This window comes from Mesorhizobium sp. Primo-A (assembly GCF_003997175.1).
Taxonomy (GTDB): domain Bacteria; phylum Pseudomonadota; class Alphaproteobacteria; order Rhizobiales; family Rhizobiaceae; genus Mesorhizobium; species Mesorhizobium ciceri.
The window spans coordinates 253,867-279,434 of sequence record NZ_RZTG01000012.1 but is presented as its reverse complement, the minus strand read 5'-3'; the positions used below and the strand labels follow the sequence as shown (position 1 = coordinate 279,434).

27 protein-coding genes, 1 pseudogene and 1 riboswitch are annotated in these 25,568 nt (G+C 62.7%); of the genes and pseudogenes, 20 read left to right on the top strand and 8 right to left on the bottom strand.

Going from position 1 to position 25,568, the window contains the following annotated elements; translation table 11 throughout:
• The first annotated feature begins 128 nt into the window (after nucleotides 1–128).
• Both ribB and EOC83_RS23255 read left to right on the top strand, forming a co-directional pair.
• Entirely contained in the window at nucleotides 129–1,229 is a 1,101-nt protein-coding gene (gene ribB / locus EOC83_RS23260; protein ID WP_013532799.1) for a 3,4-dihydroxy-2-butanone-4-phosphate synthase, read from the top strand.
• A gap of 33 nt (nucleotides 1,230–1,262) precedes the next feature.
• Complete coding sequence (locus EOC83_RS23255) at nucleotides 1,263–1,805, top strand: GNAT family N-acetyltransferase (protein WP_063167667.1); 543 nt, start codon at nucleotides 1,263–1,265, stop codon at nucleotides 1,803–1,805.
• Nucleotides 1,806–1,842: 37 nt separating this feature from the next.
• On the opposite strand, the gene EOC83_RS23250 is transcribed toward EOC83_RS23255, so the two are convergent.
• On the bottom strand, nucleotides 1,843–3,066 hold the full coding sequence (locus tag EOC83_RS23250) for an MFS transporter (RefSeq protein WP_063167668.1): 1,224 nt from the start codon (nucleotides 3,064–3,066) through the stop codon (nucleotides 1,843–1,845).
• 120 nt (nucleotides 3,067–3,186) lie between these two features.
• On the opposite strand from EOC83_RS23250, the gene EOC83_RS23245 reads away from it, so the two are divergent.
• Both EOC83_RS23245 and EOC83_RS23240 read left to right on the top strand, forming a co-directional pair.
• The gene (locus EOC83_RS23245) at nucleotides 3,187–3,795 is read left to right on the top strand and encodes a TetR/AcrR family transcriptional regulator (protein WP_013532796.1); all 609 of its coding nucleotides are present in this window, start codon (nucleotides 3,187–3,189) and stop codon (nucleotides 3,793–3,795) included.
• Between the two features lie 284 nt (nucleotides 3,796–4,079).
• Nucleotides 4,080–5,063: a hypothetical protein gene (locus EOC83_RS23240; protein WP_063167669.1), complete on the top strand. Its 984-nt coding sequence runs from the start codon at nucleotides 4,080–4,082 to the stop codon at nucleotides 5,061–5,063.
• 122 nt (nucleotides 5,064–5,185) lie between these two features.
• Here the strand turns inward: EOC83_RS23240 and bluB are convergent.
• A pseudogene (gene bluB / locus EOC83_RS33300) lies at nucleotides 5,186–5,803 on the bottom strand (5,6-dimethylbenzimidazole synthase); the annotation flags it as partial.
• A gap of 110 nt (nucleotides 5,804–5,913) precedes the next feature.
• Nucleotides 5,914–6,094, bottom strand: a riboswitch (cobalamin riboswitch).
• A 121-nt stretch (nucleotides 6,095–6,215) separates the two neighbouring features.
• On the opposite strand from bluB, the gene EOC83_RS23230 reads away from it, so the two are divergent.
• The 6 genes from EOC83_RS23230 to EOC83_RS23205 all read left to right on the top strand — a co-directional run bounded on the left by EOC83_RS23230 (nucleotide 6,216) and on the right by EOC83_RS23205 (nucleotide 11,232).
• Nucleotides 6,216–7,142 carry a histone deacetylase family protein gene (locus EOC83_RS23230; protein WP_063167671.1) on the top strand — a complete coding sequence of 309 codons (927 nt, stop codon included), beginning with the start codon at nucleotides 6,216–6,218 and terminating at the stop codon, nucleotides 7,140–7,142.
• Nucleotides 7,143–7,145: 3 nt separating this feature from the next.
• Nucleotides 7,146–7,397: an exodeoxyribonuclease VII small subunit gene (locus EOC83_RS23225; protein ID WP_013532792.1), complete on the top strand. Its 252-nt coding sequence runs from the start codon at nucleotides 7,146–7,148 to the stop codon at nucleotides 7,395–7,397.
• A gap of 110 nt (nucleotides 7,398–7,507) precedes the next feature.
• Nucleotides 7,508–7,774: a DUF2277 domain-containing protein gene (locus tag EOC83_RS23220; RefSeq protein WP_013532791.1), complete on the top strand. Its 267-nt coding sequence runs from the start codon at nucleotides 7,508–7,510 to the stop codon at nucleotides 7,772–7,774.
• A 39-nt stretch (nucleotides 7,775–7,813) separates the two neighbouring features.
• A complete protein-coding gene (locus EOC83_RS23215; RefSeq protein ID WP_063167672.1) occupies nucleotides 7,814–8,734 on the top strand; it encodes a pirin family protein in 921 nt (306 codons plus the stop codon).
• Between the two features lie 142 nt (nucleotides 8,735–8,876).
• The gene (dxs, locus tag EOC83_RS23210; RefSeq protein ID WP_063167673.1) at nucleotides 8,877–10,790 is read left to right on the top strand and encodes a 1-deoxy-D-xylulose-5-phosphate synthase; all 1,914 of its coding nucleotides are present in this window, start codon (nucleotides 8,877–8,879) and stop codon (nucleotides 10,788–10,790) included.
• A gap of 148 nt (nucleotides 10,791–10,938) precedes the next feature.
• Nucleotides 10,939–11,232, top strand: coding sequence for a hypothetical protein (locus tag EOC83_RS23205; RefSeq protein WP_024503606.1), 294 nt, complete (start codon nucleotides 10,939–10,941; stop codon nucleotides 11,230–11,232).
• A gap of 88 nt (nucleotides 11,233–11,320) precedes the next feature.
• Here the strand turns inward: EOC83_RS23205 and EOC83_RS23200 are convergent, their stop codons facing one another.
• Both EOC83_RS23200 and EOC83_RS23195 read right to left on the bottom strand, forming a co-directional pair.
• On the bottom strand, nucleotides 11,321–12,472 hold the full coding sequence (locus tag EOC83_RS23200) for a GNAT family N-acetyltransferase (RefSeq protein ID WP_063167674.1): 1,152 nt from the start codon (nucleotides 12,470–12,472) through the stop codon (nucleotides 11,321–11,323).
• Nucleotides 12,469–13,464, bottom strand: a complete 996-nt coding sequence (locus EOC83_RS23195) for a sterol desaturase family protein (protein WP_063167675.1) — start codon at nucleotides 13,462–13,464, stop codon at nucleotides 12,469–12,471. Before EOC83_RS23195 ends, EOC83_RS23200 begins: the two co-directional genes overlap by 4 nt.
• A 326-nt stretch (nucleotides 13,465–13,790) precedes the next feature.
• Between EOC83_RS23195 and EOC83_RS23190 the strand changes: the two genes are divergently transcribed.
• Both EOC83_RS23190 and EOC83_RS23185 read left to right on the top strand, forming a co-directional pair.
• The gene (locus EOC83_RS23190) at nucleotides 13,791–14,555 is read left to right on the top strand and encodes a TlyA family RNA methyltransferase (protein WP_063167676.1); all 765 of its coding nucleotides are present in this window, start codon (nucleotides 13,791–13,793) and stop codon (nucleotides 14,553–14,555) included.
• A complete protein-coding gene (locus EOC83_RS23185) occupies nucleotides 14,552–15,793 on the top strand; it encodes a class I SAM-dependent RNA methyltransferase (RefSeq protein WP_063167677.1) in 1,242 nt (413 codons plus the stop codon). Before EOC83_RS23190 ends, EOC83_RS23185 begins: the two co-directional genes overlap by 4 nt.
• A gap of 16 nt (nucleotides 15,794–15,809) precedes the next feature.
• Here the strand turns inward: EOC83_RS23185 and EOC83_RS23180 are convergent, their stop codons facing one another.
• The gene (locus EOC83_RS23180; RefSeq protein WP_063167678.1) at nucleotides 15,810–16,469 is read right to left on the bottom strand and encodes a transglutaminase-like cysteine peptidase; all 660 of its coding nucleotides are present in this window, start codon (nucleotides 16,467–16,469) and stop codon (nucleotides 15,810–15,812) included.
• Between the two features lie 198 nt (nucleotides 16,470–16,667).
• Nucleotides 16,668–16,823: a hypothetical protein gene (locus EOC83_RS23175; RefSeq protein ID WP_244514273.1), complete on the bottom strand. Its 156-nt coding sequence runs from the start codon at nucleotides 16,821–16,823 to the stop codon at nucleotides 16,668–16,670.
• A gap of 41 nt (nucleotides 16,824–16,864) precedes the next feature.
• Between EOC83_RS23175 and EOC83_RS23170 the strand changes: the two genes are divergently transcribed.
• On the top strand, nucleotides 16,865–17,158 hold the full coding sequence (locus EOC83_RS23170; protein ID WP_063167679.1) for a hypothetical protein: 294 nt from the start codon (nucleotides 16,865–16,867) through the stop codon (nucleotides 17,156–17,158).
• 23 nt (nucleotides 17,159–17,181) lie between these two features.
• Here EOC83_RS23170 and tldD read toward each other — a convergent pair whose 3' ends face one another.
• Together tldD and EOC83_RS23160 are read right to left on the bottom strand one after the other, a co-directional pair.
• Nucleotides 17,182–18,594: a metalloprotease TldD gene (gene tldD / locus EOC83_RS23165; RefSeq protein ID WP_024503610.1), complete on the bottom strand. Its 1,413-nt coding sequence runs from the start codon at nucleotides 18,592–18,594 to the stop codon at nucleotides 17,182–17,184.
• 157 nt (nucleotides 18,595–18,751) lie between these two features.
• On the bottom strand, nucleotides 18,752–19,306 hold the full coding sequence (locus EOC83_RS23160; protein WP_013532781.1) for an invasion associated locus B family protein: 555 nt from the start codon (nucleotides 19,304–19,306) through the stop codon (nucleotides 18,752–18,754).
• A 259-nt stretch (nucleotides 19,307–19,565) separates the two neighbouring features.
• Between EOC83_RS23160 and coxB the strand changes: the two genes are divergently transcribed.
• From coxB to EOC83_RS23125, 7 genes are all read left to right on the top strand, one after another.
• Nucleotides 19,566–20,582: a cytochrome c oxidase subunit II gene (gene coxB, locus EOC83_RS23155; RefSeq protein ID WP_032809847.1), complete on the top strand. Its 1,017-nt coding sequence runs from the start codon at nucleotides 19,566–19,568 to the stop codon at nucleotides 20,580–20,582.
• Nucleotides 20,583–20,620: 38 nt separating this feature from the next.
• Nucleotides 20,621–22,273: a cytochrome c oxidase subunit I gene (ctaD, locus tag EOC83_RS23150; RefSeq protein ID WP_013532779.1), complete on the top strand. Its 1,653-nt coding sequence runs from the start codon at nucleotides 20,621–20,623 to the stop codon at nucleotides 22,271–22,273.
• A 59-nt stretch (nucleotides 22,274–22,332) separates the two neighbouring features.
• A complete protein-coding gene (locus EOC83_RS23145; protein WP_127224168.1) occupies nucleotides 22,333–23,292 on the top strand; it encodes a heme o synthase in 960 nt (319 codons plus the stop codon).
• Between the two features lie 2 nt (nucleotides 23,293–23,294).
• Complete coding sequence (locus EOC83_RS23140) at nucleotides 23,295–23,453, top strand: hypothetical protein (RefSeq protein WP_013532777.1); 159 nt, start codon at nucleotides 23,295–23,297, stop codon at nucleotides 23,451–23,453.
• Nucleotides 23,453–24,085, top strand: coding sequence for a cytochrome c oxidase assembly protein (locus EOC83_RS23135; protein WP_027164147.1), 633 nt, complete (start codon nucleotides 23,453–23,455; stop codon nucleotides 24,083–24,085). The genes EOC83_RS23140 and EOC83_RS23135 overlap by 1 nt, the downstream gene beginning before the upstream one ends.
• A 1-nt stretch (nucleotide 24,086) precedes the next feature.
• Complete coding sequence (locus EOC83_RS23130; protein WP_024503615.1) at nucleotides 24,087–24,968, top strand: cytochrome c oxidase subunit 3; 882 nt, start codon at nucleotides 24,087–24,089, stop codon at nucleotides 24,966–24,968.
• A gap of 91 nt (nucleotides 24,969–25,059) precedes the next feature.
• A complete protein-coding gene (locus EOC83_RS23125; RefSeq protein WP_063167681.1) occupies nucleotides 25,060–25,551 on the top strand; it encodes a L,D-transpeptidase family protein in 492 nt (163 codons plus the stop codon).
• The last annotated feature ends 17 nt before the right edge of the window (nucleotides 25,552–25,568 follow it).

Here is a 25,568-nt window from a genome sequence, read left to right as displayed (position 1 = left end):
GGGGAATAGGGGAATAGGGGAATAGGGGAATATGTTGCGCTCTTAGCCCGGCCGGCCAAATCTTTTTGCTTTTCCCTACTCCCTTACTGCCCTACTCCCTTATTCCCCTGCGAGCAAAGCGAGCACTTATGCCTTACGACCAGAAGAAAATCGTCGAAGCCCTGCGTGCTTTCGAACGCGGCGAGATCGTCGTCGTCATGGATGATGACGGGCGCGAGAACGAGGGCGACCTGATCGTCGCCGCTGTCCACTGCACGCCCGAAAAGATGGCGTTCATCGTTCGCCACACCTCCGGCATCGTCTGTACGCCGATGCCGCGCGAAGAAGCCAAGCGGCTGAACCTTGCCCCCATGGTCGCCGACAACGATTCCGCCCACACCACCGCTTTCACCGTCAGTGTCGATTTCAAGCATGGCACCACGACCGGCATCTCGGCCGAAGATCGCACTTTGACCGTTCGCAATCTTGCCAACGGCAATGTCGGTGGCTCGGATTTCGTCCGCCCCGGCCACATCTTCCCGCTGATCGCGCGCGAAGGCGGCGTGCTGATGCGCTCAGGCCATACCGAAGCAGCGGTCGATCTGTGCAAGCTCGCCGGCCTGCCGCCGGTTGGCGTCATTTCCGAGCTGGTCAATGATGACGGCACCGTCAAGCGCGGTCCGCAGGTGCAGGCTTTCGCCGAGGAGCATGGCCTCAAGCAGGTTTCGGTCGCCGACCTCATCGCCTACCGGCAGCGCAAGGAAACGCTGGTCGAACGCGTCGCCTGCTCGGAAATCGACACGCTCGGCGGCAAGGCACAGGTCTTCACCTACACGCTGCCGTGGGACTCCATGCATCACGTCGCCATCGTCTTCGGCGACATTCGTGACGGCGAGGACGTGCCGGTGCGTCTGCATTCGGAGGATGTGGTGACCGATGTCTTCGGCACCAGCCACCGGCTCGACGCCATCATGAAGACAATGGGCGAGCGCAGGCGCGGTGTCATCGTCTATCTCAGAGAAGGCTCCGTCGGCGTTGCGCATCAGGAGCGCAAGCGGCCGGCAAGCGGCGACCGCGAGGATCACGAAGAGGCGCGCCGCCGTGAAAACGAGTGGCGCGAGATCGGGCTAGGCGCCCAGATACTCAAGGATCTCGGCATCTCCTCGATCAACCTGATCGCCTCGCGCGAACGCCACTATGTCGGCCTTGAAGGTTTTGGCATCCACATCGCCAAGACCGAGATCCTCTGAGCCTCCCGTCGATCCGGTTGCCGGAGAAGACGGATGAATGCGTCCCTGCCTTCCAGCCAGCGCAGCGAGCGGCTTTTGCTGCGCCGCCCAGAAGAGGCTGATCTGGATTTCCTGATCGATCTCTTTTCGCGCCGGGAACTTGTTGCGCATCGTCCGGGCCCTGTCCCGGATACAGCCCAGCAGAGCGCCGCGCGGCTGACGCGCGACATCGGTCATTGGCACAAGCACGGCTTTGGCCGCTGGGCGGTCGAGGCGGATGAAAAGCTGGTCGGCTTCGGCGGCGTCACGGTATCGGCGGATTTCGACGGTCTGAACCTGTCCTATCATCTTCATCCGGCGAGCTGGGGACATGGCTATGCCACGGAATTGGTGACGGAAGCACTGCGCACCGCGTTCGGCCCCTTGCGTGCCGATCGGGTTGTCGGCCTCGTCCGCCCCGCCAATCCGGCTTCGCGACGGGTGCTGGAGAAATGTGGCTTCGTCTTCGAAAAAGAGGTGATTCTGCACGGGGCGCCAACGATAGTTTTGGCATTGGCGCACCCAAGAAGAGTCAATATTTCAGGCCCGGCTGCCTAGAGCGGCGCGCCCGGCCTAAGGCCCGGGCGCGCCGGAACTATTCCGCAGCAATCGCGGCTGCTTCGCATCCGTCCGTCTCGCACTCAGCCGTGGCAAGGCTGCGCTGGCCAAGCAGCACCGTGGCCAGCGCGATCGTGCCTGAAGCCACAGAGACCCAGAACCCGTTCTGGGCACCGAACGCATCGACCACCGCGCCGGCCGCGAACGAGCCGAGCGCCATGCCGATGCCGATGCCGGTCATGACCCAGGTAATGCCTTCGGTCAGCATCGCCTCCGGCACATGCCGCTCGATCAGGCCGAAGGCGGTGATGAAGGTCGGCGAGATCGCCACGCCGCTGATGAACACGGTCAGCGCCAGCAGTGGCACGGTGTCGGCGGTGAGCGGCAACAGCGTGCCGAGCGCGACGAGGGCGACTGCGATGGCCAACTGGCGTTGCAGCGGCGCCTTCAGGCTGAGCGCGCCGACGATGATGCCGAGCACGAACGATCCCAGCGCATAAACGCCGATGACAAGGCTGGCGGCGCCGGGCTGGCCAAGCTCCTTGGTGATCGCCACGGTGCTGACTTCCGTCGTCGCGAAGGTCGCGCCGATGAAGATCAGGGCGAAGGTGATGATCTGAACCGGCCGCAGGCGGATCGCCGAGCCGCTTGAGCCATGGTCCACCGGCCGCACTTGCGGCTCCGTCGAGCGTTGCAGGATGAAGGCCGCTGATCCGAATGCGAGAAATAATGTGCTCACCAGAACGCCGGCTTCCGGGAACAGGGCAGCACTGAGACCGACCGATAGCGATGCCCCGGCGATATAGACCAGTTCATCGGCCGCGGACTCGAAGGCGAATGCGGTGTTCATCTGCGGCCGTCCGCGGAAAATCTCTGTCCAGCGCGCCCGCACCATCGCCGGCATGCTTGGCATGGCCGCGGCCAGTAAGGCCGACACGAACAGCGTCCACACCGGCCAGTCCTGGTTGGCCGCCGCTATCAGGACGGCGAAAGCCAGCACCGCGATGATGGTGGTGGGCACGACGATCCGTGTCTGGCCCAGGCGGTCCACCAGTCTGGATATCTGCGGCGCAACGAAAGCGTTGGCCAGCGCGTATGTTGCCGAGACGGCTCCGGCCAGCCAGTATTCGCCACGCGTCTGCGACAGCATCGCCACGATGCCGATGGGCGCCATGGCGATCGGCAGGCGCGCCATGAATCCGGCGGCCGCAAAGCCCTTGGTTCCGGGGGCACGAAAGATTTCCGCATAGGGATTTTGCATGGGTGGTTCCTCGACAAAGGACGATTCGGCAATTACATACGAAGCGTATGATTGTTAAATAGAGCATACGCCGCGTATGTCAATTGGCATACGTTACGTATGTGAATAGGGCCAGAAGCCATGCACAGACCCCGCAAGGAGATGATCGCCGAGACGCGCGCAAAGCTGATCGCGGCGGCCCGCCATGCCTTCGGCACAACAGGCTATGCGGAAGCCTCGATGGATGATTTCACCGCTTCGGCCGGGCTGACGCGCGGCGCGCTCTATCATCATTTCGGCGACAAGAAGGGGCTGCTGCAGGCGGTCATAGCCCAGATCGACGGCGAAATGGCGGCGCGCATCAATGAGGTCGCGTCGAGAGCGCCGACCCGCTGGCAGCATTTCGTCGACGAGTGCTCGACCTATATCGAGATGGCGCTGGAGCCGGAAATCCAGCGCATCATGTTCCGGGATGGCCCGGCCGTGCTGGGGGATCCAGCGCAATGGCCGAATGCCAGTGCGTGCATCGTGTCAATGACCGACCATCTGACCGCGCTGCAGGAGGAGGGGGTCGTTGTCTCGAGCCTCGACCCCGAGACGGCCTCGCGACTGATCAACGGAGCGAGCAGCCAGGCAGCGCAACGGATCGCCAATTCGGACGACCCCGAAGCGACGTCCAAGAAGGTGGTGACGGCGTTCAAGCAACTGCTCGAAGGCCTGCTCAAGAAGCCGGATCCGCAGTCGAATTGAAGTTCCCACCGGAGCTTTTCGTGCCGGCAGCTGTTCCCGATAGGAATTTTTTCTTGACACCTGCCCTCAGCTAAGGTACATATTCGTCCATGGTGCTGATTTGCGCCGGTGACCCGCCGCACAGGCGGGTTTTTCGTTTGATGCTCCGTCAGACAATGCGCCGGCGAAAGGCTGCGAAAGAAAACCGTTGCCCAGAATTCGTCGCCCTGTGGTGCCAGGGCCGGCAATTGACAATCGCCGGGTTGAGTTCATCCTCTTCCACCATCTCTGAGGCGGAGGGGCACATGTGGGATTTCGAGATCGGCCGGTCGGTGTCCATCATGATGCGGACCTGGCCGTTCATCGTCTTTCGTATGATCGTCTATTTCGGCATCACGCTGGCCTACATCATGGCGACCGGCACCGGTGCCTCGGTCGGCTATGGCGTCGGCCATATCTCCACCGATCCCGACGGGCCCATGTCCTTTGCCCTGTGGGGCGGCGTGGTCGGGTTTGGCATCGTCTCGATCGCGGTCTACTGGATCCGCGAATACATCCTCTATATCGTCAAGGCCGGCCACATCGCCGTCATGGTTCATCTGATCGACGGCCGCGACATTCCCGGCGGTCAGGACCAGATCGCCTACGCCAGGGATGTCGTCACCCAGCGTTTTGCCGAGGCCAATATCCTTTTCGTCGTCGACCAGCTCGTCAAGGGTGCCATCCGCGCCATCACCGGCCTGCTCGGCGGTATCGCCGCCTTCCTGCCGATACCGGGCCTGAGCGGCCTGGTCTCCTTCATCAACACGGTGATCCGCCTGTCGCTGACCTATGTCGACGAGATCATCCTCGGTTACAACATCCGCATCAATTCAGCCTCACCCTTCGAGACGGCGCGCCAAGGCGTCGTGCTCTATGCCCAGAACGGCAAGGTCATGGTCAAGAACGCCGTCTGGCTGGCGGTCATCATGTGGGGCGTGTCGTTCGTCATCTTTCTGATGATGCTGGCGCCTGCCGGCGCCATTCTGTTCCTGATGCCCGGCCAGCTCGCCGGCTGGGCCTTCGTGCTCGCCATCGTCTTCGCCTGGGCATTCAAGGCGGCCTTCATCGAGCCTTTCGCCATCGCTTGCCTGATGCAGGTCTATTTCAAGACCATCGCGGGCCAGGTGCCGGATCCGGCCTGGGACGCCCGGTTGGCCGAGGCGTCGTCGAAGTTCAGGGAGCTCAAGGACAAGGCGCTCGCCTCCTTCGGCGGTTCGCGCTGGGGTACGGCCGGCGCCACACCCTGATCGGCCGGGCAGGTGGTGTCTGGTGAGGCAGAAACGGTGTTGAGGCGCGCCACGGTGGACTTGAGCTGTGTCTCGCCTTGCCCGGAAAACGTCTCGCTCATGATCAGTTCCGGCAGCGGCAGCCGCCGTCCCCAACCATGCGTTTCAAGGTCCGGTTTGGAAGCGAACTCGGAAACACGGCCGACGCAGAGATAGGCGATTGGCGTTACGTGATCCGGAATGGCCAACAGCCGCTTCAGCGCCTCAGCCTCGATGATGCTCACCCAGCCGACGCCAACGCCCTCGGCACGCGCGGCCAGCCAGAAATTCTGCACCGCGCAGACGGTGCTGTAGAGATCCATCTCCGGATTGTGCCAGCGTCCCAGCGGCGAACCCTTCGAGCGCTGCCGGTCGCAAGTGATGCAGATGTTGAGCGCGCTCTCGCAGATGCCTTCCAGCTTGAGCTTGCGGTACAGCGCCTGTTTTTCCGCCTCGATCGCCGGCAGTTCCTGCTCGCGCGCGGCCAGGAACAGGTCGCGCACCTCCGCTCGTCGTCCGGCATCGCGAATGACAATGAAATTCCATGGCTGCATGAAGCCGACCGATGGCGCGTGATGGGCGGCAAGCAGCAGCCGCGCCAGCACGTCGTCATCGATCGCGGTGGGCAGGAAATGGCTGCGCACGTCGCGCCGCGTGAACATGGCGCGATAGACCGCATCGCGCGCATTCTGGTCGAATCCATCGTCAATGGCAGCGGTCATATGTTCCGGCATCGCTTGTCCCCTTGCGATTGCAGATTCAAAACGGTCAGAGCGTACTTTGTGCGTCCAAATGGACGCACGTCGCTCTGATGCCACCCGCCCGACCATGCGGATGACGATGCCTGCCAGGCCGGTCTTCTGGCTTGGGATCAACCCGCGTCCGGTGCCTTCCCGTCATCGACAGTGGCATTTACCGGCGCGGTCCCCCTCACAGCGTTGGGCACGCCACGGAATTCAACCGTGTTCCCGATTCTCCCGCTTGCGGCGGGCACCAGGCAGTGCCAAGGACTTTACGCCGAAGCGCCGGCGAGGCCAATGCCTGCGGCGACACGAATGGACGCAGGCGCGATTTTCCCCAGTCATCGGCCGCCCGTGCATGGCCTTTGTCGATCCGGGTCACTAGATTAGGACGATGACCACCCGTCTCTACACGCATCCGATCTTCCTCGAGCATCTCACGCCGCCCGGACATCCCGAGCGGCCCGACCGCCTGCGTGCCATCGAGCGCGTGCTCGACGAGGAAGCCTTTGCCGGGCTCGATCGTATCCAGGCGCCGGAAGGCGACGAGGCCACCATCCTCTACGCGCATCCCGCCGATTTCGTCGCCCGCGTGCGCGCCGCCATTCCCGACGAGGGGATTGCCCGCATCGATGCCGACACCACTGCCAGTCCGAAGAGCTGGCAAGCGGCGATCACCGCGATCGGCGCCGCCAACGCCGCCGTCGATGATGTCTTTTCGGGCCGCGCCGACAACGTCTTCGTCGCCGCCCGGCCGCCCGGCCATCATGCCGAAAAGACCACGGCCATGGGCTTCTGCCTGTTCAACACGGCGGCGATCGCGGCGCGTTATGCGCAGAAGAAACACGGTGTCGAGCGCGTTGCCATCGTCGACTGGGACGTGCATCACGGCAATGGCACGCAGGATATTTTCTGGGACGATCCCTCGGTGCTCTATTGCTCGACACACCAGATGCCGCTTTATCCCGGCACCGGAGCGAAGACCGAAACGGGCGCCGGCAACATCGTCAACGCACCGCTGGCGCCGCAGACCGGCAGCGAAGTGTTTCGCGATGCCTTCCTGTCGCGCGTCCTGCCCGCGCTCGACAATTTCGCGCCCGACCTGATCATCATTTCGGCCGGGTTCGACGCGCACCACCGCGATCCGCTGGCCGAGATCAATCTGACCGAGGATGATTTCGATTGGGCGACCGGCCAGCTGATGCAGCGCGCGGCACGCCACAGCGGCAACCGGCTCGTCAGCCTGCTCGAGGGCGGCTACGATCTGCAGGGATTGGCATTTTCGGTCGCCGCCCATGTCGGGCGACTGATGAAAGGATGAACGATGGCTGGTGAGACCAACGAAGACGTCAAGGCGATGAGCTTCGAGCAGGCACTCGATGCGCTGGAGAAGATCGTCGATGATCTGGAGCGTGGCGACGTGCCGCTCGACCAGTCGATCAGGATCTATGAACGTGGCGAGGCGCTGAAGGCGCATTGCGACCGGCTGCTGAAGGCCGCCGAGGACAAGGTCGAGAAGATCAGGCTGTCGCGCGACGGCAAGCCGGTTGGAACGGAGCCGCTCGACGCGGATTGAGGCCGGTCCGAACGATGGCCTCGCCTCACCGGTTTTTGGACATGATCATGATCGAGGATATAACTCGTTGCGATTGAAACAGCTCAAGGACAAGAGGAGATACGGAAGCGATGTGCAGAAACATCAAGACCCTGTTCAATTTTGATCCGCCGGCAACCAATGACGAGGTGCGCGACGCGGCCCTTCAGTTCGTCCGCAAGCTGAGCGGAACGACGCGACCCTCGAAGCAGAACCAGCACGCCTTCGATCATGCCGTCGACGCCATCGCGGCCTCGGCGCGCGAACTGCTCGATTCCCTGGAAACCCATCAGCATCCGCGCAATCGCGAAGAGGTGGCGGCCAAGCTGCGGGCAAAGGCGGCCATCCGCTTTGCCTGATGCGGCCAGGCGGCCTTCGACCACCGACAAGGAGAGTCCATGAGCTTCTTCCCCGGGAAAGACCCTGAGGTGGGCGATGCGTTCGCCAGCGATCAGATCGAATTGATGGTCATTCCGAACGCCAAGGACATCGGTGGTTTTCAGGTGCGCCGTGCCCTGCCAACGGCAAAAAGGCGGTTGGTCGGTCCGTTCATCTTCTTCGACCGCATGGGTCCCGCGATCCTGCGGGCCGGCCAGGCGCTGGACGTCCGTCCGCATCCGCATATCGGACTGTCGACGGTCACCTATCTGTTCGACGGCAAGATCCGGCACCGCGACTCCCTCGGCACCGAAATGGTCATTCAGCCCGGCGACGTGAATTTGATGACCGCCGGCCGCGGCATCGTCCATTCGGAGCGTACGCCGGAGGAACTGCGTGGCGCGCCGATGTCGGTATCCGGCCTGCAGACATGGCTGGCGCTGCCGGACGACAAGGAAGAGGTGGCTCCTGTGTTCGAGAACACAGGAGCGCTCAGGCTTCCCGAGATTGATGCCGAAGGCGTCAACGGGCGCCTCATCATCGGCGATTTCCAAGGATTACGGTCCCCGGTCAGGGCCGATTCGGAGACGCTCTACGCCGACCTGCGCCTGGCGCCCGGCGCCAGCGTGAAAATCCCTGCCGATGCGGAAGAGCGCGCCATTTACACGCTGGAAGGCGAGGTCTCGATTTCGGGCGATGTGTTCCCAGCCGAACGGCTGCTGGTCTTCCGTCCCGGTGACGAGATCGTCGTGTCGTCGCAGACCGGGGCGCATTTCATGCTGTTCGGCGGCGCCTCTCTTGGTTCGAAGCGTTACATCTGGTGGAATTTCGTCTCGTCGTCGAAAGAGCGTATCGAACAGGCGAAAGAGGAATGGAAGACAGGCCGCTTCGACATCGTTCCAGGAGACGAGGAAGAGTTCATTCCGCTGCCGGAAAGCTGATGCCTGTCGCCCAAAGTGGCCCGGTTTTGGGGAAACGACCTGCATAGAAGCAAAAGACCACAGTCTGATCCGCGTCACTGACACGCATTTACTTTCGCCGGCCGGCGGCCTATTTCGCCCATCAACCGAAAGCCTGAGCACCGTGAACGCAACGCCGCATACGCCGCTTCTCGACAAGGCCCGCATCCCGGCCGACCTGCGCATGCTTGCCGAGAGTGAGCTGCCGCAACTGGCGTCCGAGCTTCGCGCCGAGCTGGTCGACGCGGTATCCCGCACGGGTGGTCATCTGGGCGCCGGCCTTGGCGTGGTCGAGCTGACAGTGGCGCTGCACTATGTCTTCAACACCCCCGATGATCGGCTGATCTGGGATGTCGGCCACCAGGCCTATCCGCACAAGATCCTGACCGGCCGCCGCGACCGTATCCGCACGCTGCGCCAGGAAGGCGGCCTGTCCGGCTTCACCCGCCGCGCCGAGAGCGAGTACGATCCCTTCGGCGCTGCCCACTCCTCGACATCGATATCGGCCGGCCTCGGCATGGCCGCGGCCCGCGATCTCTCCGGCGGCCGCAACAATGTCATCGCCGTCATCGGCGACGGCGCCATGTCTGCCGGCATGGCCTACGAGGCGATGAACAATGCCGGCGCGCTCGATGCACGGCTGATCGTCATTCTCAACGACAACGACATGTCGATCGCGCCGCCAACCGGCGCCATGAGCGCCTATCTGGCGCGGCTGGCCTCCGGCAAGGCCTATATCGGCCTGCGCGATTTCGGCAAAAAACTGACATCTTATCTCGGCAAGCGGGCGGATCGTGCGATCACAAGGGCGGTCGAGCATGCACGCGGCTACGTCACCGGCGGCACGCTGTTCGAGGAACTCGGCTTCTATCACATCGGCCCGATCGACGGCCACAATCTGGAGCATCTGATCCCGGTCCTGAAAAATGTCCGAGACAATGGCGAAGGCCCGGTGCTCATCCATGTCGTCACCCAGAAGGGCAAGGGCTATGCGCCGGCGGAAGCCGCCGCCGACAAATATCACGGCGTCAACAAGTTCGACGTCATCACCGGCGCGCAGGCCAAGGCGCCGGCCAACGCACCGGCCTACACCAAGGTGTTCGCCGAAAGCCTGGTCCAGGAGGGCCGCGAGGACGACCGCATCGTCGCCGTCACCGCAGCCATGCCGAGCGGTACCGGCCTCGACCTGTTCGGCGAAGCGTTCCCGTCGAGGACCTTCGATGTCGGCATCGCCGAACAGCACGCGGTGACCTTCGCCGCCGGCCTCGCCACCGAAGGCTACAAGCCGTTCGCGGCCATCTATTCCACCTTCCTGCAGCGCGCCTACGACCAGGTCGTCCACGACGTCGCCATCCAGAAATTACCGGTGCGCTTTCCCATCGACCGCGCCGGCTTCGTCGGCGCCGATGGCGCCACCCATTGCGGCGCCTTCGACACCACCTTCCTGGCGACACTGCCGGGCTTCGTGGTGATGGCGGCGGCCGACGAGGCGGAGCTGCGCCACATGGTACGCACCGCGGCAAGCTATGATGACGGCCCGATCGCCTTTCGCTATCCGCGCGGCAATGGCGTTGGCGTCGACATGCCGGAGCGTGGCTCCGTGCTCGAAGTCGGCAAGGGCCGCATCGTCAGGGAGGGCACCAAGGTAGCATTGCTGTCCTTCGGCACACGGCTGCAGGATTGCCTGATCGCCGCCGAGGAGCTAGGGGCTGCCGGGCTCTCCACCACGGTCGCCGACGCCCGTTTCGCCAAGCCGCTCGACGAGGATCTGATCCGGCGGCTGGCCCGCTCGCATGAGGTTCTGGTGACGGTGGAGGAGGGCGCCGTCGGCGGCTTCGCCAGCCATGTGCTGCAGTTCCTCGCCCATGAAGGCCTGCTGGAAAGCGGCCTGAAGGTGCGCCCGCTGGTGCTGCCCGACGTGTTTACCGACCACGCCAAGCCGGAAAAGATGTATGCCGATGCCGGGCTCGATGCTGCCGGCATCGTGCGCACCGTGTTCGTCGCGCTCGGGCATACGGTTCGCGCCCAGCGCGCCTGAATCAAAGTCTCAGTGACTTGAATCAGTTTGCCGGCCAACGTTCTTAACGCGTTGTTTACGCTGCCGTTTGGCGCTTTGCTTACCGTGTCTCTTGGCCGTTTTTCAACGGCGCCCTGCTAGATCGTGATCAGGCAGGGAGACAGCAACAATGAAAACGCTTCTGTGCGGCGCAGCGCTTTGCGCCGTCATCGTCGCGCCGGCCACAGCCGAAACGCGCTATGATCGCAGCCTCGAAAAGGCGGCCATGGGCATCGTCGCCGGCAAGATGGGCGACATCCGCGGCGGCTTTTCCTTCAAGCAGGTGCCGCAACTGGTGGTTCTGCCGGCCCCCGTTCCCGCACCTGCGGTTGCCATCGAGCCTTCACGCGAGCAAGCGTCGGGAGGGCGTGCGGATGGGTTGTCTCCGGCCGTCGAGCGCCCGGTTTCGCGAAGCGTATTCTGAGCTAGAGACCAGCAAGCCCTGATCGGGATTGCCCGATCGTTTCATCGTGCTTTGCCGCTGTGCGGGTGATCTAAAGGCGTCGGCACTGCTACTCCGCCGCCACCAGCTCCGCTTGTTGCGCCGGTTTCTCGGGGCGCCAGGATTGCGCCGCGTGGCGGGCGCGGTCTGCCAGGGCGGCAAGGCGTCCGCGCAGGTTTCGTCCACCCACCACTGACGACAAGATCACCGAATGCGTCGCAAAGCGGCGCTTGAAATCCTCGCCGCCGCAGAGAAAATCGATCGTGGTCAAGCCCCTGTCGAACGACCACTGGATGTAATCCATCATCAAGACCATGCCCGGCGAGGCCCGTTCGAAGGCCGGATCATAGGTGGTGACGAAAGCCATCATGGTTCCATGCTGCTCGAAATTGATCGATATGGCGATGATCTCGTCTTCGCGTTCGAGCACGAAGATGCGCAGCAACCCAAGCCCGGCCAGAACGGAGATCAGTGCCGGCAGCGCGGGGGAACCTTCGTCGAACAGGTCCGAAACGCGGCCGTGTTTTGCGAGCCATAGCCGTTTCAGCGCGGCGACGCGTTCCAGCACCGGCTCGCGGGCTTCGTGCGCATCCATCAGGCGGAAACGCAGCGCGCCGCCTTCCTCCATGAATTTGTAACCACGGCGATAGTTTTGCCGGGTTTTCTTCGACTGGCTTTCAAACCATTGTGCGCCGCGTTGTCCGGCGCTGGAAACTCGGTAGCTGACCTCGCTGCGGTGGCTCGGCTGCAAGATGCTGCCCTGGCCTGGGGCGGCGGGACCAAGCAGGGTCCGGAATCGAGCATCGGGCAACAGCCGATTGAGATACGCAAGATCGAAGCCGCTATCGTCGAGGATATGTTGCCAGAGTTGCGGCAGGATCTGTGGCTCTGCATCGGGAGCAAGCAGGACATCGCCATAGTCGCAGTGATCCTTCGCCGCCCATTCCAGCATACGGATGCCCGAGCGCCAGAAGGTCGCGAGCGCAATGACCGCCTCGAGGCGCTCGCCGCTCCAGACCAGGCCGATCCTGAGGCCGCGGCGGTCCTGATGCGGTGTGGTGTGCCACCAGGCCGAGATCCAGTCGGGATGCTGGAAAACGAGGCCGCCGGCGCGTTGCCAGAGCGCTGCCCAGGCGGGCGCGATTTCTGCCAGTCGCTCTGGCGAGGTTGCAATTTCGATCCGGTGCGCTTGCTGCATCCGAAACACGGCCGGTCCGTTCATGGCTTGCCCCCCTGCGGCGATTGCTGTGGCTCGGGCTTGTCGGCGCGGAAATGTCTGGCGATCTGCCGCCACATCCGCTGCAGCGGCATGACATAGAGGCCTGCGAGCGACTGGTAGTCGCGCACGTTGCGTTCGATCAAACCGAACTTGAAGTCCTCGTCGGGTTTCGGAACGCACAGAGTTCCGAAGAGCCGATCCCAGAACGAGAAGAGCAGCCCGAAGTTCTTGTCGTAATGGCGCGGGTCGGTGCTGTGGTGCAACTGATGCCAGTGTGGGCACAGGATCAGATTGTTCAACGGCCCAAACGAGATCTTGAAATGCGTGTGCCTGACGAAATCCATCATCAGGATGTTGCGTATGATGTAGACGTTGACGCCGAAGACCGTCAGTTCAACCAGGTTCAGCGACACCAGCGACCAGATGCCGACGCAGATGCCGGGAATGACGCCGTCCCAGGCCCGGTTCATCAATTCGTCGAGCGGGTGGACGCGATCCTTGGTGATGCCGACCATCACCTCGGCCGAATGGTGCACCTTGTGCAGTTCCCAGAGCACCGGGTAGCGGTGCTGGGCGACATGATAGAGATAGTACGAAATGTCGTAGGCAAGCAGCATGGTGAGGGTGAAGATCGTCACCGTCACAGGCCCCGCCGGCCCCTCGATCAGAGGCGGCTGGATTGCCAGCAGCGTGGAGAGCAACCAGTTCGTCGCATAGCCGACGGCGCTGACGAAGACGACGCCGGCGGGCAGCATGAGGAATGGCATCAGCGCCTTCCGCGTCACCCAGAACAAAAGGTCGGCTTTCGCCGAAGGATGCGTGATGACCTCATGCGGGACCGCGAACTCGAAGAACTCTTTCCAGCTCTTTTTCTCGACCGTGCGCCAATAGGCGACCAGGGCACTGGCCAAAGCAGTCAGCAACAGAAGTCCGGTCGCCAGCAGGCCGGCGCCAGAAATCCGGTCAAGAACCTTGTAGACGATGTCGCTGGCCATTTCCAAAGTTGCCGCCTCTTCATCCGGGTTTTCCCGTCGTCGCGGTCATAACATTGAAGTCCTCAAGCAAATGCGATGAAAATTGGTTAAGAAATCATGAGGCTTTCTAGATTGTTGGTATTTACCCGCAGGCGGTGAGACCTCATGCTTCGGCGGTCATCCGTCTCAACGGGCGTAACGCATGGGTATTCATAAGGATGGTCGGCGGGACGGGACGCCTCACCATCGTCGCCGTGCAAGATGCTGAGCGTGATGATGGGAACGGGAGACGAAATGCTTCCAGCTGGCGCTCTTGCCATCGTCGTCGGCTTTCGCCATGAAGGCCGATGAATTCGCCTCTGCCAGCCAGCGCACGCCAGCGGCTCGACGACCTGCTCGTCCAGCGCGGGCTGTTTGCCAGCCGCTCGCGTGCCCGCGACGCGGTCGAGCGCGGCACTGTGACCGTCGACGGCCTCATTGCGCGCAAGCCCGGCCAGAGCGTTTTGCCGCAATGTCACGTTACCATCGATGATCCGGCGCAAGGCTATGTGTCGCGCGCGGCACTCAAGCTGATCGGCGGGCTCGATCATTTCGGCCTCGATCCTGCCGGCCGTGAAGCGCTCGACATCGGCGCCTCGACCGGCGGCTTCACCCAGGTGTTGCTCGAGCGCGGCGTGGCCCATGTCACCGCCGTCGATGTCGGTCATGGCCAGATGCATCCTGATATCGGCGGCGACCCGCGTGTGACGGTGATCGAAGGGCTGAACGCCCGCGACCTCGCCGTCACCGATCTCGGCGGGCGTATTCCGGATTTCATCGTCTCCGACGTCAGCTTCATCTCGCTGAAACTGGCGCTGCCGCCGGCCCTTGGTCTGGCCAAGGCTGGCGCAAAGGCCATGTTTCTGGTCAAGCCGCAATTCGAGGCCGGCAGGGAAGCGATCGGCAAGGGTGGTCTGTTGAAGGATCCCTTCGACGCCGCCCGTGTCGCCGGCCTGCTGCAGGATTGGCTGGACTCCGTTCCCGGCTGGCGCTCGCTGGGGCTGCATCTGTCGCCGATCGATGGCGGCGACGGCAATCGCGAATTCCTGCTCGGTGGGATCAAGGACCGATGAGCGCGCGCTTCAGCATCAGGAAACTTGGCGCCCAGGGCGACGGTGTCGCCGAGACCGAGACAGGCGATCTGTTCATTCCCTTCACACTGCCCGGTGAAACGGTCACCGCCGCGCGCGAAAGGGATCGCGCCATGCTGATGGCGGTGCTGGAAGCATCGCCGCTGCGCATCGATCCCGCCTGCCGCCACTTCACCGAATGCGGCGGTTGCGCGCTCCAGCATTTCGAAGCCGAAGCCTATCGCCAGTGGAAGCGCGAAAAAGTGGCGCACATCCTGAAGGGCAAGGGCATCGATTGCGAGATCGGTGACCTGGTCGCCTGCGCACCGCAGACGCGCCGCCGTGTCGTGCTTGCCGCCCGGCGCACCGAGACAGGCATGCTGCTCGGCTTCCATCGCCATCTGTCGCCGGAGATCGTCGCCATATCGGAATGCCCGATCTCGCTGCCGGAGATCGTTGCCGCGCTCGATCGCTTGAAGGCGCTCGCCGAATTGGTCTGCGCAACCGCCAAATCGTTCCGGCTGGCGGTCACCGTGACCGGTTCGGGGCTCGATGTCGCGGTTCACGAATCCGGCAAGCTCGGGGAGCACCAGCGCCGGATCGCGGCTAACTTCGTCATGGCGCAGGGCTTTGCCAGGCTGTCCATCGATGACGAAATCATTATCGAGCCGAAAAAGCCGGTGGTCATGTTCGGCAGCGTCGCTGTCGCCTTGCCCCCGGGCGCGTTCCTGCAGGCAACCGAGGCCGCCGAACAGGCGATGGCCGACATCGTCGGCGGACATCTGAAGCGTGCCAAGAAGGTGGCGGATCTTTTCGCCGGTTGCGGTAGCTTTGCTCTGCGCCTGGCCGCGAAGTCGGAAGTCCATGCGGTGGAAGGCGATGCGGCAGCGCTTTCAGCGCTCGACCGTGGATCGCGCTTCGCCACCGGCTTGAAGCGGGTGACGGGCGAACGCCGCGACCTGTTCCGCCGGCCGCTGACGTTCAAGGAGTTGAATGCGTTCGACGGTGTGGTGTTCGACCCGCCGCGCGCCGGCGCCGAGGACCAGTCGAAGCAGATCGCCCGCTCGGATGTTCCCTACGTTGCCGCGGTATCCTGCAATCCGGTGACGCTGGCTCGCGACCTGCGCATCCTCATCGACGGCGGCTACGCCTTGAAGAGCGTGACGCCGATCGACCAGTTCCTGTGGTCGCCGCAAGTCGAAGCGGTGGCACTGCTGGAGAAGCCGAAGAAGCGGCGATAGCCTGGAGGCTTCGGCCCTACGAACTTGGCGACAGTCGTTTCGACGTGCCGCCGCGTTGGTTGATCGACACCCAGGTGTTTGGGTTCTGCTGCGACTGACGTTTCACGAAGTAATAGCCCGTCGCATTCCAGGGCCTGATCTCATTGACCAGATTGTCCAGGACAAGATCACCCTTGTCGGTTTTCACCGTCAGAATGGTGTGGCCTTCATTGTCCAGGTCGCGCACCACGGTCATCAGCAACGCTTGCCGGGGGAATCCCGCTGCCAGAAGAAGCTTGCGCTTGTAGAGCGCGTAGATCTTGCAGTCGCCCTTACCGTCTACCGGATAGTCCCAGTGATCCGCCATCGTACCCCAGTGATCGAAATTGCTGACGGGTTTGATGGCGCTGTTCGCCTTGTGATTTATCCGCTTGAGGATGCGTAGGTTCTGCGCGGTCAGCTTGATATTCGCGGCCGGCAGAGCGGGCACCTTGCACTCCTTTGGCCGGCGATGGCAGAAATCGACCCAACCGTAGGGGACGCTGGTGCTTCCACCAATTGCGGCAGATTGCGTCGATCGCGACTTGAACAATGTCGACTGTGCCGCCGCCGGACTGGCTTGCAACCATGTCGCGCCAATCAACGAAACGAAGCCAAGCAGGAAAGAGGAGGTCAGGACGCCGGGGAAATGCCGCATTGCCAACACCACCGCAACCAGAAGGCCGGCACTGCGTTCGTGCGGAAACGGCAGCCCAGGCAGTTAAACACCTAACAATTTCCTAATGCCGATTGTGTTCACTTCAAGGTGCAGCCGGGAATTCAAACTGGAAAACGCAAGCATCAGCGGGCGCATTCGGTCTGACTCGACCATCAGGGCGCCAGCGACGGACCTTTGTCATGCTTCCTGCAAGCTGTCATATCCCGCCGTCTTTGCAGCCTTGAGGAAATTACGATCAAAGGTTGCAAAGCCAGCGCAATGAGCTGATTTCCCCAGATGCAGAGCATCTGCGAAATCCATTCCCTTCTTTGCGAGGTCGAGTGCGGACGACACCACCGCGCTGTCCGCGACCTCTACTGTTGGGAGCCCGCCAAATGTCCGCAGCGCGATGTCAGGCGCCGCATAACGTAAGCGCCGGCGCAACTCTCATGATGGCGCTCTCGGGTGCGCTCGTCGCCTGGATTTTGCGAAAGATCGCTCGAACCGGGCTATTGCCGTCCTATGCACTTGGCATCGCAGCCATGACGTTTGTCGCAGCTGCGCTGTATGTCTCCGGCCACGACGGGACCGTCGACTACCTGAGTGCTTGGGTCAAATATGCGATCGGTGGCGTCATCGCCTTCCTGATTCTCTACACGACTTCGCGCCGGTCTATCGGCAAGGCATAAGCCCGGCCATCGGGGCCGTTCGCTCAGACCCGCGTGCCGCCCACCGTCATCTGGTTCATGCGCAGATGCGGCTGGCCGACGCCGACCGGCACGCCCTGTCCGGCCTTGCCGCACATGCCGATGCCGGTGTCGAGCTTCATGTCGTTGCCGATCATCGAGACGCGATGCATGGCGTCCGGACCGTTGCCTATCAGCATCGCGCCCTTGATCGGCTGCGTCACCTTGCCGTTCTCGATCATGTAGGCCTCGGTGCAGCCGAACACGAATTTGCCCGAGGTGATGTCGACCTGGCCGCCACCGAAGGAGACGGCATAGATGCCGTTCTTGACCGAGGCGATGATTTCGTCCGGCTCCATGTCGCCCGCCGTCATATAGGTGTTGGTCATGCGCGGCATCGGCTGGTGTGCGTAGCCTTCGCGGCGGCCGTTGCCGGTTGCCTTCATGCCCATCAGCCGGGCGTTCTGGCGATCCTGCATGTAGCCGACCAGCTTGCCGTCCTCGATCAGCACATTGCGGGCCGAAGGCGTGCCTTCGTCGTCGACTGTCAGCGAGCCGCGCCGCTCGGGCATCGTGCCGTCGTCGACGACGGTCACCCCCTTGGCGGCGACCTGCTGGCCGAGCAGTCCGGCGAAGGCCGAGGTCTTCTTGCGGTTGAAATCGCCTTCCAGCCCATGGCCGACGGCCTCGTGCAGCATGACGCCCGGCCAGCCGCTGGACAAGACGATGTCGAAAGTGCCGGCCGGCGCCGGTATCGCCTCAAGATTGACCAGAGCTTGCCTGAGCGCCTCCTTGGCGGCGTGCTTCCAGCTGTCCTCGACCAGGAATTCGCCAAACGCCTTGCGGCCGCCCATGCCGTAGGAGCCGCTCTCCTGGCGGTCGCCATTGCCGACAACGACGGAGACGTTGACGCGGACAAGCGGGCGGATGTCGCGCACCATTTGGCCGTCGGCGCGCACGATCTCGACATGCTGCCAGGATGCGGCGAGCGATGCCGAAACCTGCCGCACGCGCGGGTCCTCGGCGCGCAGCCAGGCGTCGATTTCCTGCAGGAGCTTTGCCTTGGCCTCGAAGGAGGGCGAGGGGATCGGGTTCTCTTCGCCATAGAGATGGCGGTTGGTGCGGGCGGGTGCGGCGGCAAGCGTGCCGGAATAGCCGCCCTTGACGGTCGAAACGGCATCGGCCGCGCGCAGCAGCGAAGCTTCGGAGAGATCGCTGGAATGGGCATAGCCGCTGGCTTCGCCGGCAACCGCGCGCAGGCCAAACCCTTGGTCGGTGTTGAAGTTGGCGGTCTTCAGCCGGCCATTGTCGAACATCAGCGCTTCGCTCTCGCTGTATTCGAGGAACAGCTCGCCGTCATCGGCGCCGTTGATGGTTTCGGCGACGATCTGCTTGATGCGATCGTCTGAAATGTCGAATTGGCCGATCAGGCTGTTCATGGCGCGTCCGTTCACAGGAGGAATGGGTCTTTGCCACGATGTAGGCGCGAAGGTGCGCCGAGACAATCGCTCAGCCGCATTGTGAAGACAAAAGCGGTTTGCCAGCAGACCGTCGACGTCACTTCTGGTTGATGAAGCCGGTGATGTCGCCGGGCTTTCAGGGGAGGGCGGCGAAGCCGTCGGCAAAACCCTTGAGGTCGACCGGGATGCCGATGCCTTCTTCCGGGGTCTGGAAGACAATGAAGGTGGCCGACGTGCCGGTCTTCAGCGTGTCGAGAAGCGGCTTTTCGAGGATAACCTCGGCATAGCAGCCGTCCTGGAAACAGCGCACGAAATAGGCGCGACCGATGTCCTTGCCGTCGACATTGAGGCCAAGCCCGTTGGGCAAAAGCACGCCGAGCGGCGCCAGAACGCGCAGGATCTCCGCCTTGTTGTCGGCGGTGCGCAGCACGACGACCGACAGTCCCATCTCCGGACGGTCCTCGGCGACGACGTTCTGCATCATCACGCATTGTTCCGAGGTGGCACCGGCCGGCGTGTCGCAGATGATCGACCATGCGCCATGCGTCGAGCGAACGGTACCGCTCGGTTGCGCGGCGTTCGCCGTGCCGGACACGATCGCGGACAAGCCGATGCCAGACAGGGCGGCGAAAAAGATGACCTTCGCCCAGTTTCTCGAAAACCGAGAGTTTCTCGAAAGCCAGTAATTCATGACGGCTCCATTGCGAATCACGGCACTTTAAGCCGCGCCAAAGCCAAGTAAAGGACGAGACCGCACCAGGTCTGCCCCGAAAAAGCCAATACGGCGCTTTTCCCTGCCAATTTCGCCCGAATTGCGACGTTCGGCACGTGCGCGCCGCGGGAATGCCGCTGTGGGTTCAATGTAGGCGATTCGGGGCTGCCGCGGCTGCCTCCAAAGGCACATCCGGGCTTGCGCGCAAAAATGCCGCACGGTTTCGTCCGCTCCTTTCTTGCGGAGGGAAAAAGAGTATGGTTTGAACCAGCTTGAAACTGTCGGGATTCCCGTCCCGGCATTGTTCGTTATTCTCGTGGGTACCACAGCGAGGAACTGGGAGACGATGAGGGCGATGAGAAATTTCCTGGCAAACGCCAAGGTTCCAGCAAGTGCCAAGTTTCTAAGTGCTTGTGCCGCTATCACGTTTTTCGCCGGCGCATCCGCCCATGCCGACCAGCCCAAGAACTGGGAGACAACCTTCCAGGCGCCGGCGACCGACATGATGCGGCAGATCGAGTGGTTCGGGAACTACACAATGTGGTTCATCGTCCCGATCACCATCCTGGTGCTGATTCTTCTCGCCTATTGCATCATCAGATTCCGCGCGAGCGCCAACCCGGTTCCGTCCAAGACCAGCCACAACACGTGGATCGAGTTGATCTGGACGATCGGACCTGTCGTCATCCTGCTCCTCATCGCTATCCCCTCGTTCCAGCTGCTGACCGCGCAATACACGCCGCCGGAAGAAGCAAAGCTGACCGTCAAGGCGACCGGCAACCAGTGGAACTGGGACTACGAGTACCAGACCGACAACACGCTCTCTTTCAACTCCGCGATCCTCCAGGACGCCGAACGCGCCGCTGCCGGCAAGGAGGACCGCAAGGTCTACCCGCGCCTGCTGGCCGTCGACAACGAGCTGGTCGTGCCGGTCAACACCATGACCCGCGTGCTCGTCACCGCGACCGACGTGATCCACTCCTTCGCCATGCCGTCGTTCGGCATCAAGATCGACGCCGTTCCGGGTCGCACCAACGAGACCTGGTTCAAGGCGGAGAAGGAAGGTATTTTTTACGGCCAGTGCTCGCAGCTCTGCGGCAAGGACCATGCCTTCATGCCGATCGCCATCCGCGTCGTCTCTGATGCGCAGTTCAAGACCTGGCTGGCGGCAGCCAAGACCGATCTGCCCGGCGCCAACAAGACGCTGATGGCCGAGGTCGACGGCCAGAACAAGGTAGCGGCCGCCGGCAACTGATGCCGCGGGTTAGCAAGATTTAGGGAACGGAGCGGAACATGGCAGACGCTGCAGCTCACGACGGGCACGACCACAAGCCTTATCACGGCTGGGTGCGCTGGGTTTATTCGACCAACCACAAGGACATCGGCACGCTCTACCTGATCTTCGCGATCATGGCCGGCATCATCGGCGGCGCCTTGTCGGTCGCCATCCGCATGGAACTGCAGGAGCCTGGCATCCAGATCTTCAGCGGTCTGGCGCAGATGGTCTACGGCATGAACGGTGACGCCGCGATCGACGGCGGCAAGAGCATGTACAATGCCTTCGCCACCGCGCACGCCCTGATCATGATCTTCTTCATGGTCATGCCGGCGCTGATCGGCGGTTTTGCCAACTGGATGGTCCCGATCATGATCGGCGCGCCCGACATGGCGTTCCCGCGCATGAACAACATCTCCTTCTGGCTGCTGCCGCCGGCCTTCATCCTGCTGCTCACCTCGATGTTCATGCCGAGCGCACCGGGTGCCTATGGTGTCGGTGGCGGCTGGACGCTTTATCCGCCGTTGTCGACTTCGGGCCAGCCCGGGCCGGCCATGGATCTGGCGATCCTGTCGATCCACATTGCCGGTGCCTCGTCGATCCTCGGCGCCATCAACTTCATCACCACCATCTTCAACATGCGCGCGCCTGGCATGACGCTGCACAAGATGCCGCTGTTTGCCTGGTCGGTGCTGATCACCGCCTTCCTGCTCCTGCTGTCGCTGCCGGTTCTGGCCGGCGGCATCACCATGCTGCTCACCGACCGCAATTTCGGCACCACCTTCTTTGCGCCCGACGGCGGCGGCGACCCGATCCTGTTCCAGCACCTGTTCTGGTTCTTCGGTCACCCTGAAGTGTACATCCTGATCCTGCCGGGCTTCGGCATCATCAGCCACGTCATCTCGACCTTCTCGAGGAAGCCGGTGTTCGGTTATCTCGGCATGGCCTACGCCATGGTGGCGATCGGCGCCGTCGGCTTCATCGTCTGGGCGCACCACATGTACACGACCGGCCTGTCGCTCGATACGCAGCGCTATTTCGTCTTCGCCACCATGGTCATCGCGGTGCCGACAGGCGTGAAGATCTTCTCCTGGATCGCGACGATGTGGGGCGGGTCGATCTCGTTCAAGACGCCGATGCTGTGGGCGCTAGGCTTCATCTTCCTGTTCACCATCGGCGGCGTCACCGGCGTCCAGCTGGCCAATGCCGGCCTCGACCGCTCGCTGCATGACACCTATTTCGTCATCGCCCACTTCCACTACGTGCTGTCGCTGGGCGCGGTGTTCGCCATCTTCGCCGGCTGGTACTACTGGTTCCCGAAGATGACCGGCTACATGTATTCGCCCGTCATCGCCAACACCCACTTCTGGGTCACCTTCGTCGGCGTGAACCTGATCTTCTTCCCGCAGCACTTCCTCGGTCTCGCCGGCATGCCGCGCCGCACCATCGACTACCCCGATGCGTTTGCCGGCTGGAACTATGTGTCGTCCATCGGCTCGTATATCTCGGCCGTCGGCGTCCTGATCTTCCTCTATGGCGTGTTCGAGGCCTTCCAGAAGAAGCGGATCGCCGGCGCCAACCCATGGGGCGAGGGCGCAACGACGCTCGAATGGCAGCTGCCTTCGCCGCCGCCCTTCCACCAGTGGGAACAGCTGCCGAAGATCAAGTAAGGCGGCTGTTCGCTCGAATACGAAACCGCCGGTCCGCCGGCGGTTTCGGCCAACGGATGATGGACTTAAGTACGCATGGCCCTTGTCGACGACCATTGATTGACGAAGCGGGCTTTCGCATGTCGGAAGCGACGGCGGGCGATTTCTTCGCGCTGCTGAAGCCGCGCGTCATGTCGCTGGTGGTGTTCACCGCCTTTGTCGGCCTGGTCGCCGCCCCCGTGACCATCAACCCTCTGCTGGCGGTGATCGCCATCCTGGCTATTGCGATAGGTGCTGGCGCCTCCGGCGCGCTCAACATGTGGTACGATGCCGACATCGATGCCGTGATGACCAGGACCGCCAGCCGCCCGGTCCCGGCCGGTCGCATCCAGCCGCACGAAGCGCTGACCTTCGGGCTGGTGCTGTCGGTGCTGTCGGTGATGACGCTCGGCGTGCTGGTCAACTGGCTGGCGGCGACGCTGCTGGCCTTTACCATCTTTTTCTACGCCGTCGTCTACACGATGTGGCTGAAGCGCTGGACGCCGCAGAACATCGTCATCGGCGGGGCCGCCGGTGCCATTCCGCCCGTGATCGGCTGGGCCGCGGTGACCGGGACGGTCAGCCTCGAAAGCGTTGTCTTGTTCCTGATCATCTTCCTTTGGACGCCGCCGCATTTCTGGGCGCTGGCGCTTTTCAAATCCGAGGACTACGCCAAGGCCGGTATTCCGATGATGCCCAACGTCGCCGGCCACGCTTCGACGCGCCGCCAGATCTTCGCCTATGCGCTGGTGCTGGCCCCGGTAGGCGTGCTGCCGTGGCTGCTCGGCTACACCACGCCCTTCTATGGCGTGGCCGCCCTGCTGCTCGGGGTCGGTTTTGCCTGGTACGCGTGGAAAGTGCTTGGCATGGCCGACGATGACCGCGTCATGAAACCGGCCAAGGCCCTGTTCGCCTATTCGCTGCTTTATCTCTTCGCCATCTTCGCTGCCTATCTGGCCGACAGCGTTGTCGAACGCGCGCTTGCCATGGGTGGAGCATGACCATGATCGAGGAAAAGCTCGAGACCGTCACGTTGACCGAGCGTCAGAAGAAGGCGCAGCGCAGCCGTTCTATCGCCATCGGCGTGGCGCTGGCGCTGCTGGTGGTCATTTTCTACATCGCGACGATCGTGAAGTTCGGCCACAATCTGGGCACGATGTGATGAGCGTCGAGAAGTCCAGGAAAGCGGCGGGCAAGAACAGCAACGTCATCGTCGCGGCTGTCTGCCTCGCCTTCTTCACCGGCATGATCGGCATGGCCTATGCCGCGGTGCCGCTCTACAAGATGTTTTGCCAGGCGACCGGCTATGGCGGCACGACGCAACGTGCCGAGAAGCAGTATGCCGGCCGCGTGCTCGACCGCGAGATCACCGTCCGCTTCGATGCCAACGTCGCCGGCGTGCCATGGGAGTTTCAGCCGGTCCAGCGCTCGATGACGATGAAGATCGGCGAGACCGTGCAGGCGCACTACCAGGCGACCAACAAGTTCGATCGTTCGGTGACCGGCCGCGCCACCTTCAACGTGCAGCCTGAACTGGCGGGCCCCTATTTCAACAAGGTCGAGTGCTTCTGCTTCACCGACACGACGCTGAAGCCCGGCGAGACGCTGGACATGCCGGTCCTGTTCTACGTGGACCCCGACATCGTCAATGTGCCGGAGCTCAAGGACGTGAAGACGATCACGCTGTCCTACACGATGTTCCCGGTCGAGAAGACCAAGCCGGTCGCCTCCTCGGCGCCGACCGATGGCAACAGCAAGACAATTTCGAATACCGAAGCAAATCTCGGGGGTTGATATGGCAGACGCGCACGCAAAACCACAGCATGACTATCATCTCGTCGACCCGAGCCCATGGCCTTTCCTAGGCTCGGTAGGGGCGCTGGTCATGGCCTTTGGCGGTGTCGCCCTGATGGAATATCTGAAGGGCGGGTCGTTCCCGATCTTCGGCTTCAACATCGCCAATCCGTGGCTGTTCTTCATCGGCCTCGTGATCGTCCTCTACACCATGTTCGCCTGGTGGTCGGACACGATCAAGGAAGCGCATGAGGGTCATCATACGCGGGTCGTGTCGCTGCACCTGCGCTATGGCATGATCATGTTCATCGCCTCGGAGGTGATGTTCTTCGTTGCCTGGTTCTGGGCCTATTTCGATGCCAGCCTTTTTGCCGGTGAGGCACAGAACTACGCGCGCGCCACATTTACTGGTGGCGTCTGGCCGCCGAAGGGCATGGAGGTTCTCGATCCCTTCCATTTGCCGCTCTACAACACCGTCATCCTGCTGCTGTCGGGCACCACGGTGACCTGGGCGCACCATTCGCTTCTTCACGGCGACCGCAAGGGGCTGATCAACGGCCTGGTGCTGACCGTTGGCCTCGGCATGCTGTTCACCATGGTGCAGGCCTACGAGTACATGCACGCTCCGTTCGCTTTCAAGGATTCCATCTATGGCGCCACCTTCTTCATGGCGACCGGCTTCCACGGGTTCCACGTCATCATCGGCACCATCTTCCTGTTGGTCTGCCTGATCCGGGCGATGAAGGGTGATTTCACCCCCAAGCAGCATTTCGGCTTCGAGGCGGCCGCCTGGTACTGGCACTTCGTCGACGTGGTCTGGCTGTTCCTGTTCGCCTCGATCTACGTCTGGGGATCGGTCGGCGCGGTGATCGAGGGCCACTGATCCAGGCCTGAGGGATTTTCATTTCTGGAGGCGGCCGCGGCAACGTGGCCGCCTTCTTCTTTTTGGCGCAATGATCGCTGATCGATAGCCAATGCGACTGACAATCTTCCGGGCTATTTGCGCATTGATGATCGGGGCACTCCCGGCCTTTGCCGGCGAGAAGGTGGACCTGGTGCGTGTTCACAAGGCCGAACGCCGGCTGGAACTGATCGGCGACGGCAAGGTCCTGCGAAACTACGGCATCGCGCTCGGCGGCGATCCCGTCGGGCACAAGCACCAGGAGGGCGATCAGCGCACGCCCGAGGGGAACTATGTCCTCGACTGGCGCAACCCGAACAGCATCGCGCACAAATCGATCCATATTTCGTACCCCAATGCCGACGATGAGGCCGCCGCCAAGGCGCGCAATGTCGGCGCGGGCGGCATGATCATGATCCACGGCCAACCGAATGGTTATGGCTGGTGGGGCTGGCTGCTTCAATTGGTCGACTGGACCGACGGCTGCATTGCGGTTACGGACTCCGACATGGACGAAATCTGGGCGCTGGTGGCCGATGGCACACCGATCGAAATCGAGCGGTAAGCAATGAGCGACGACGC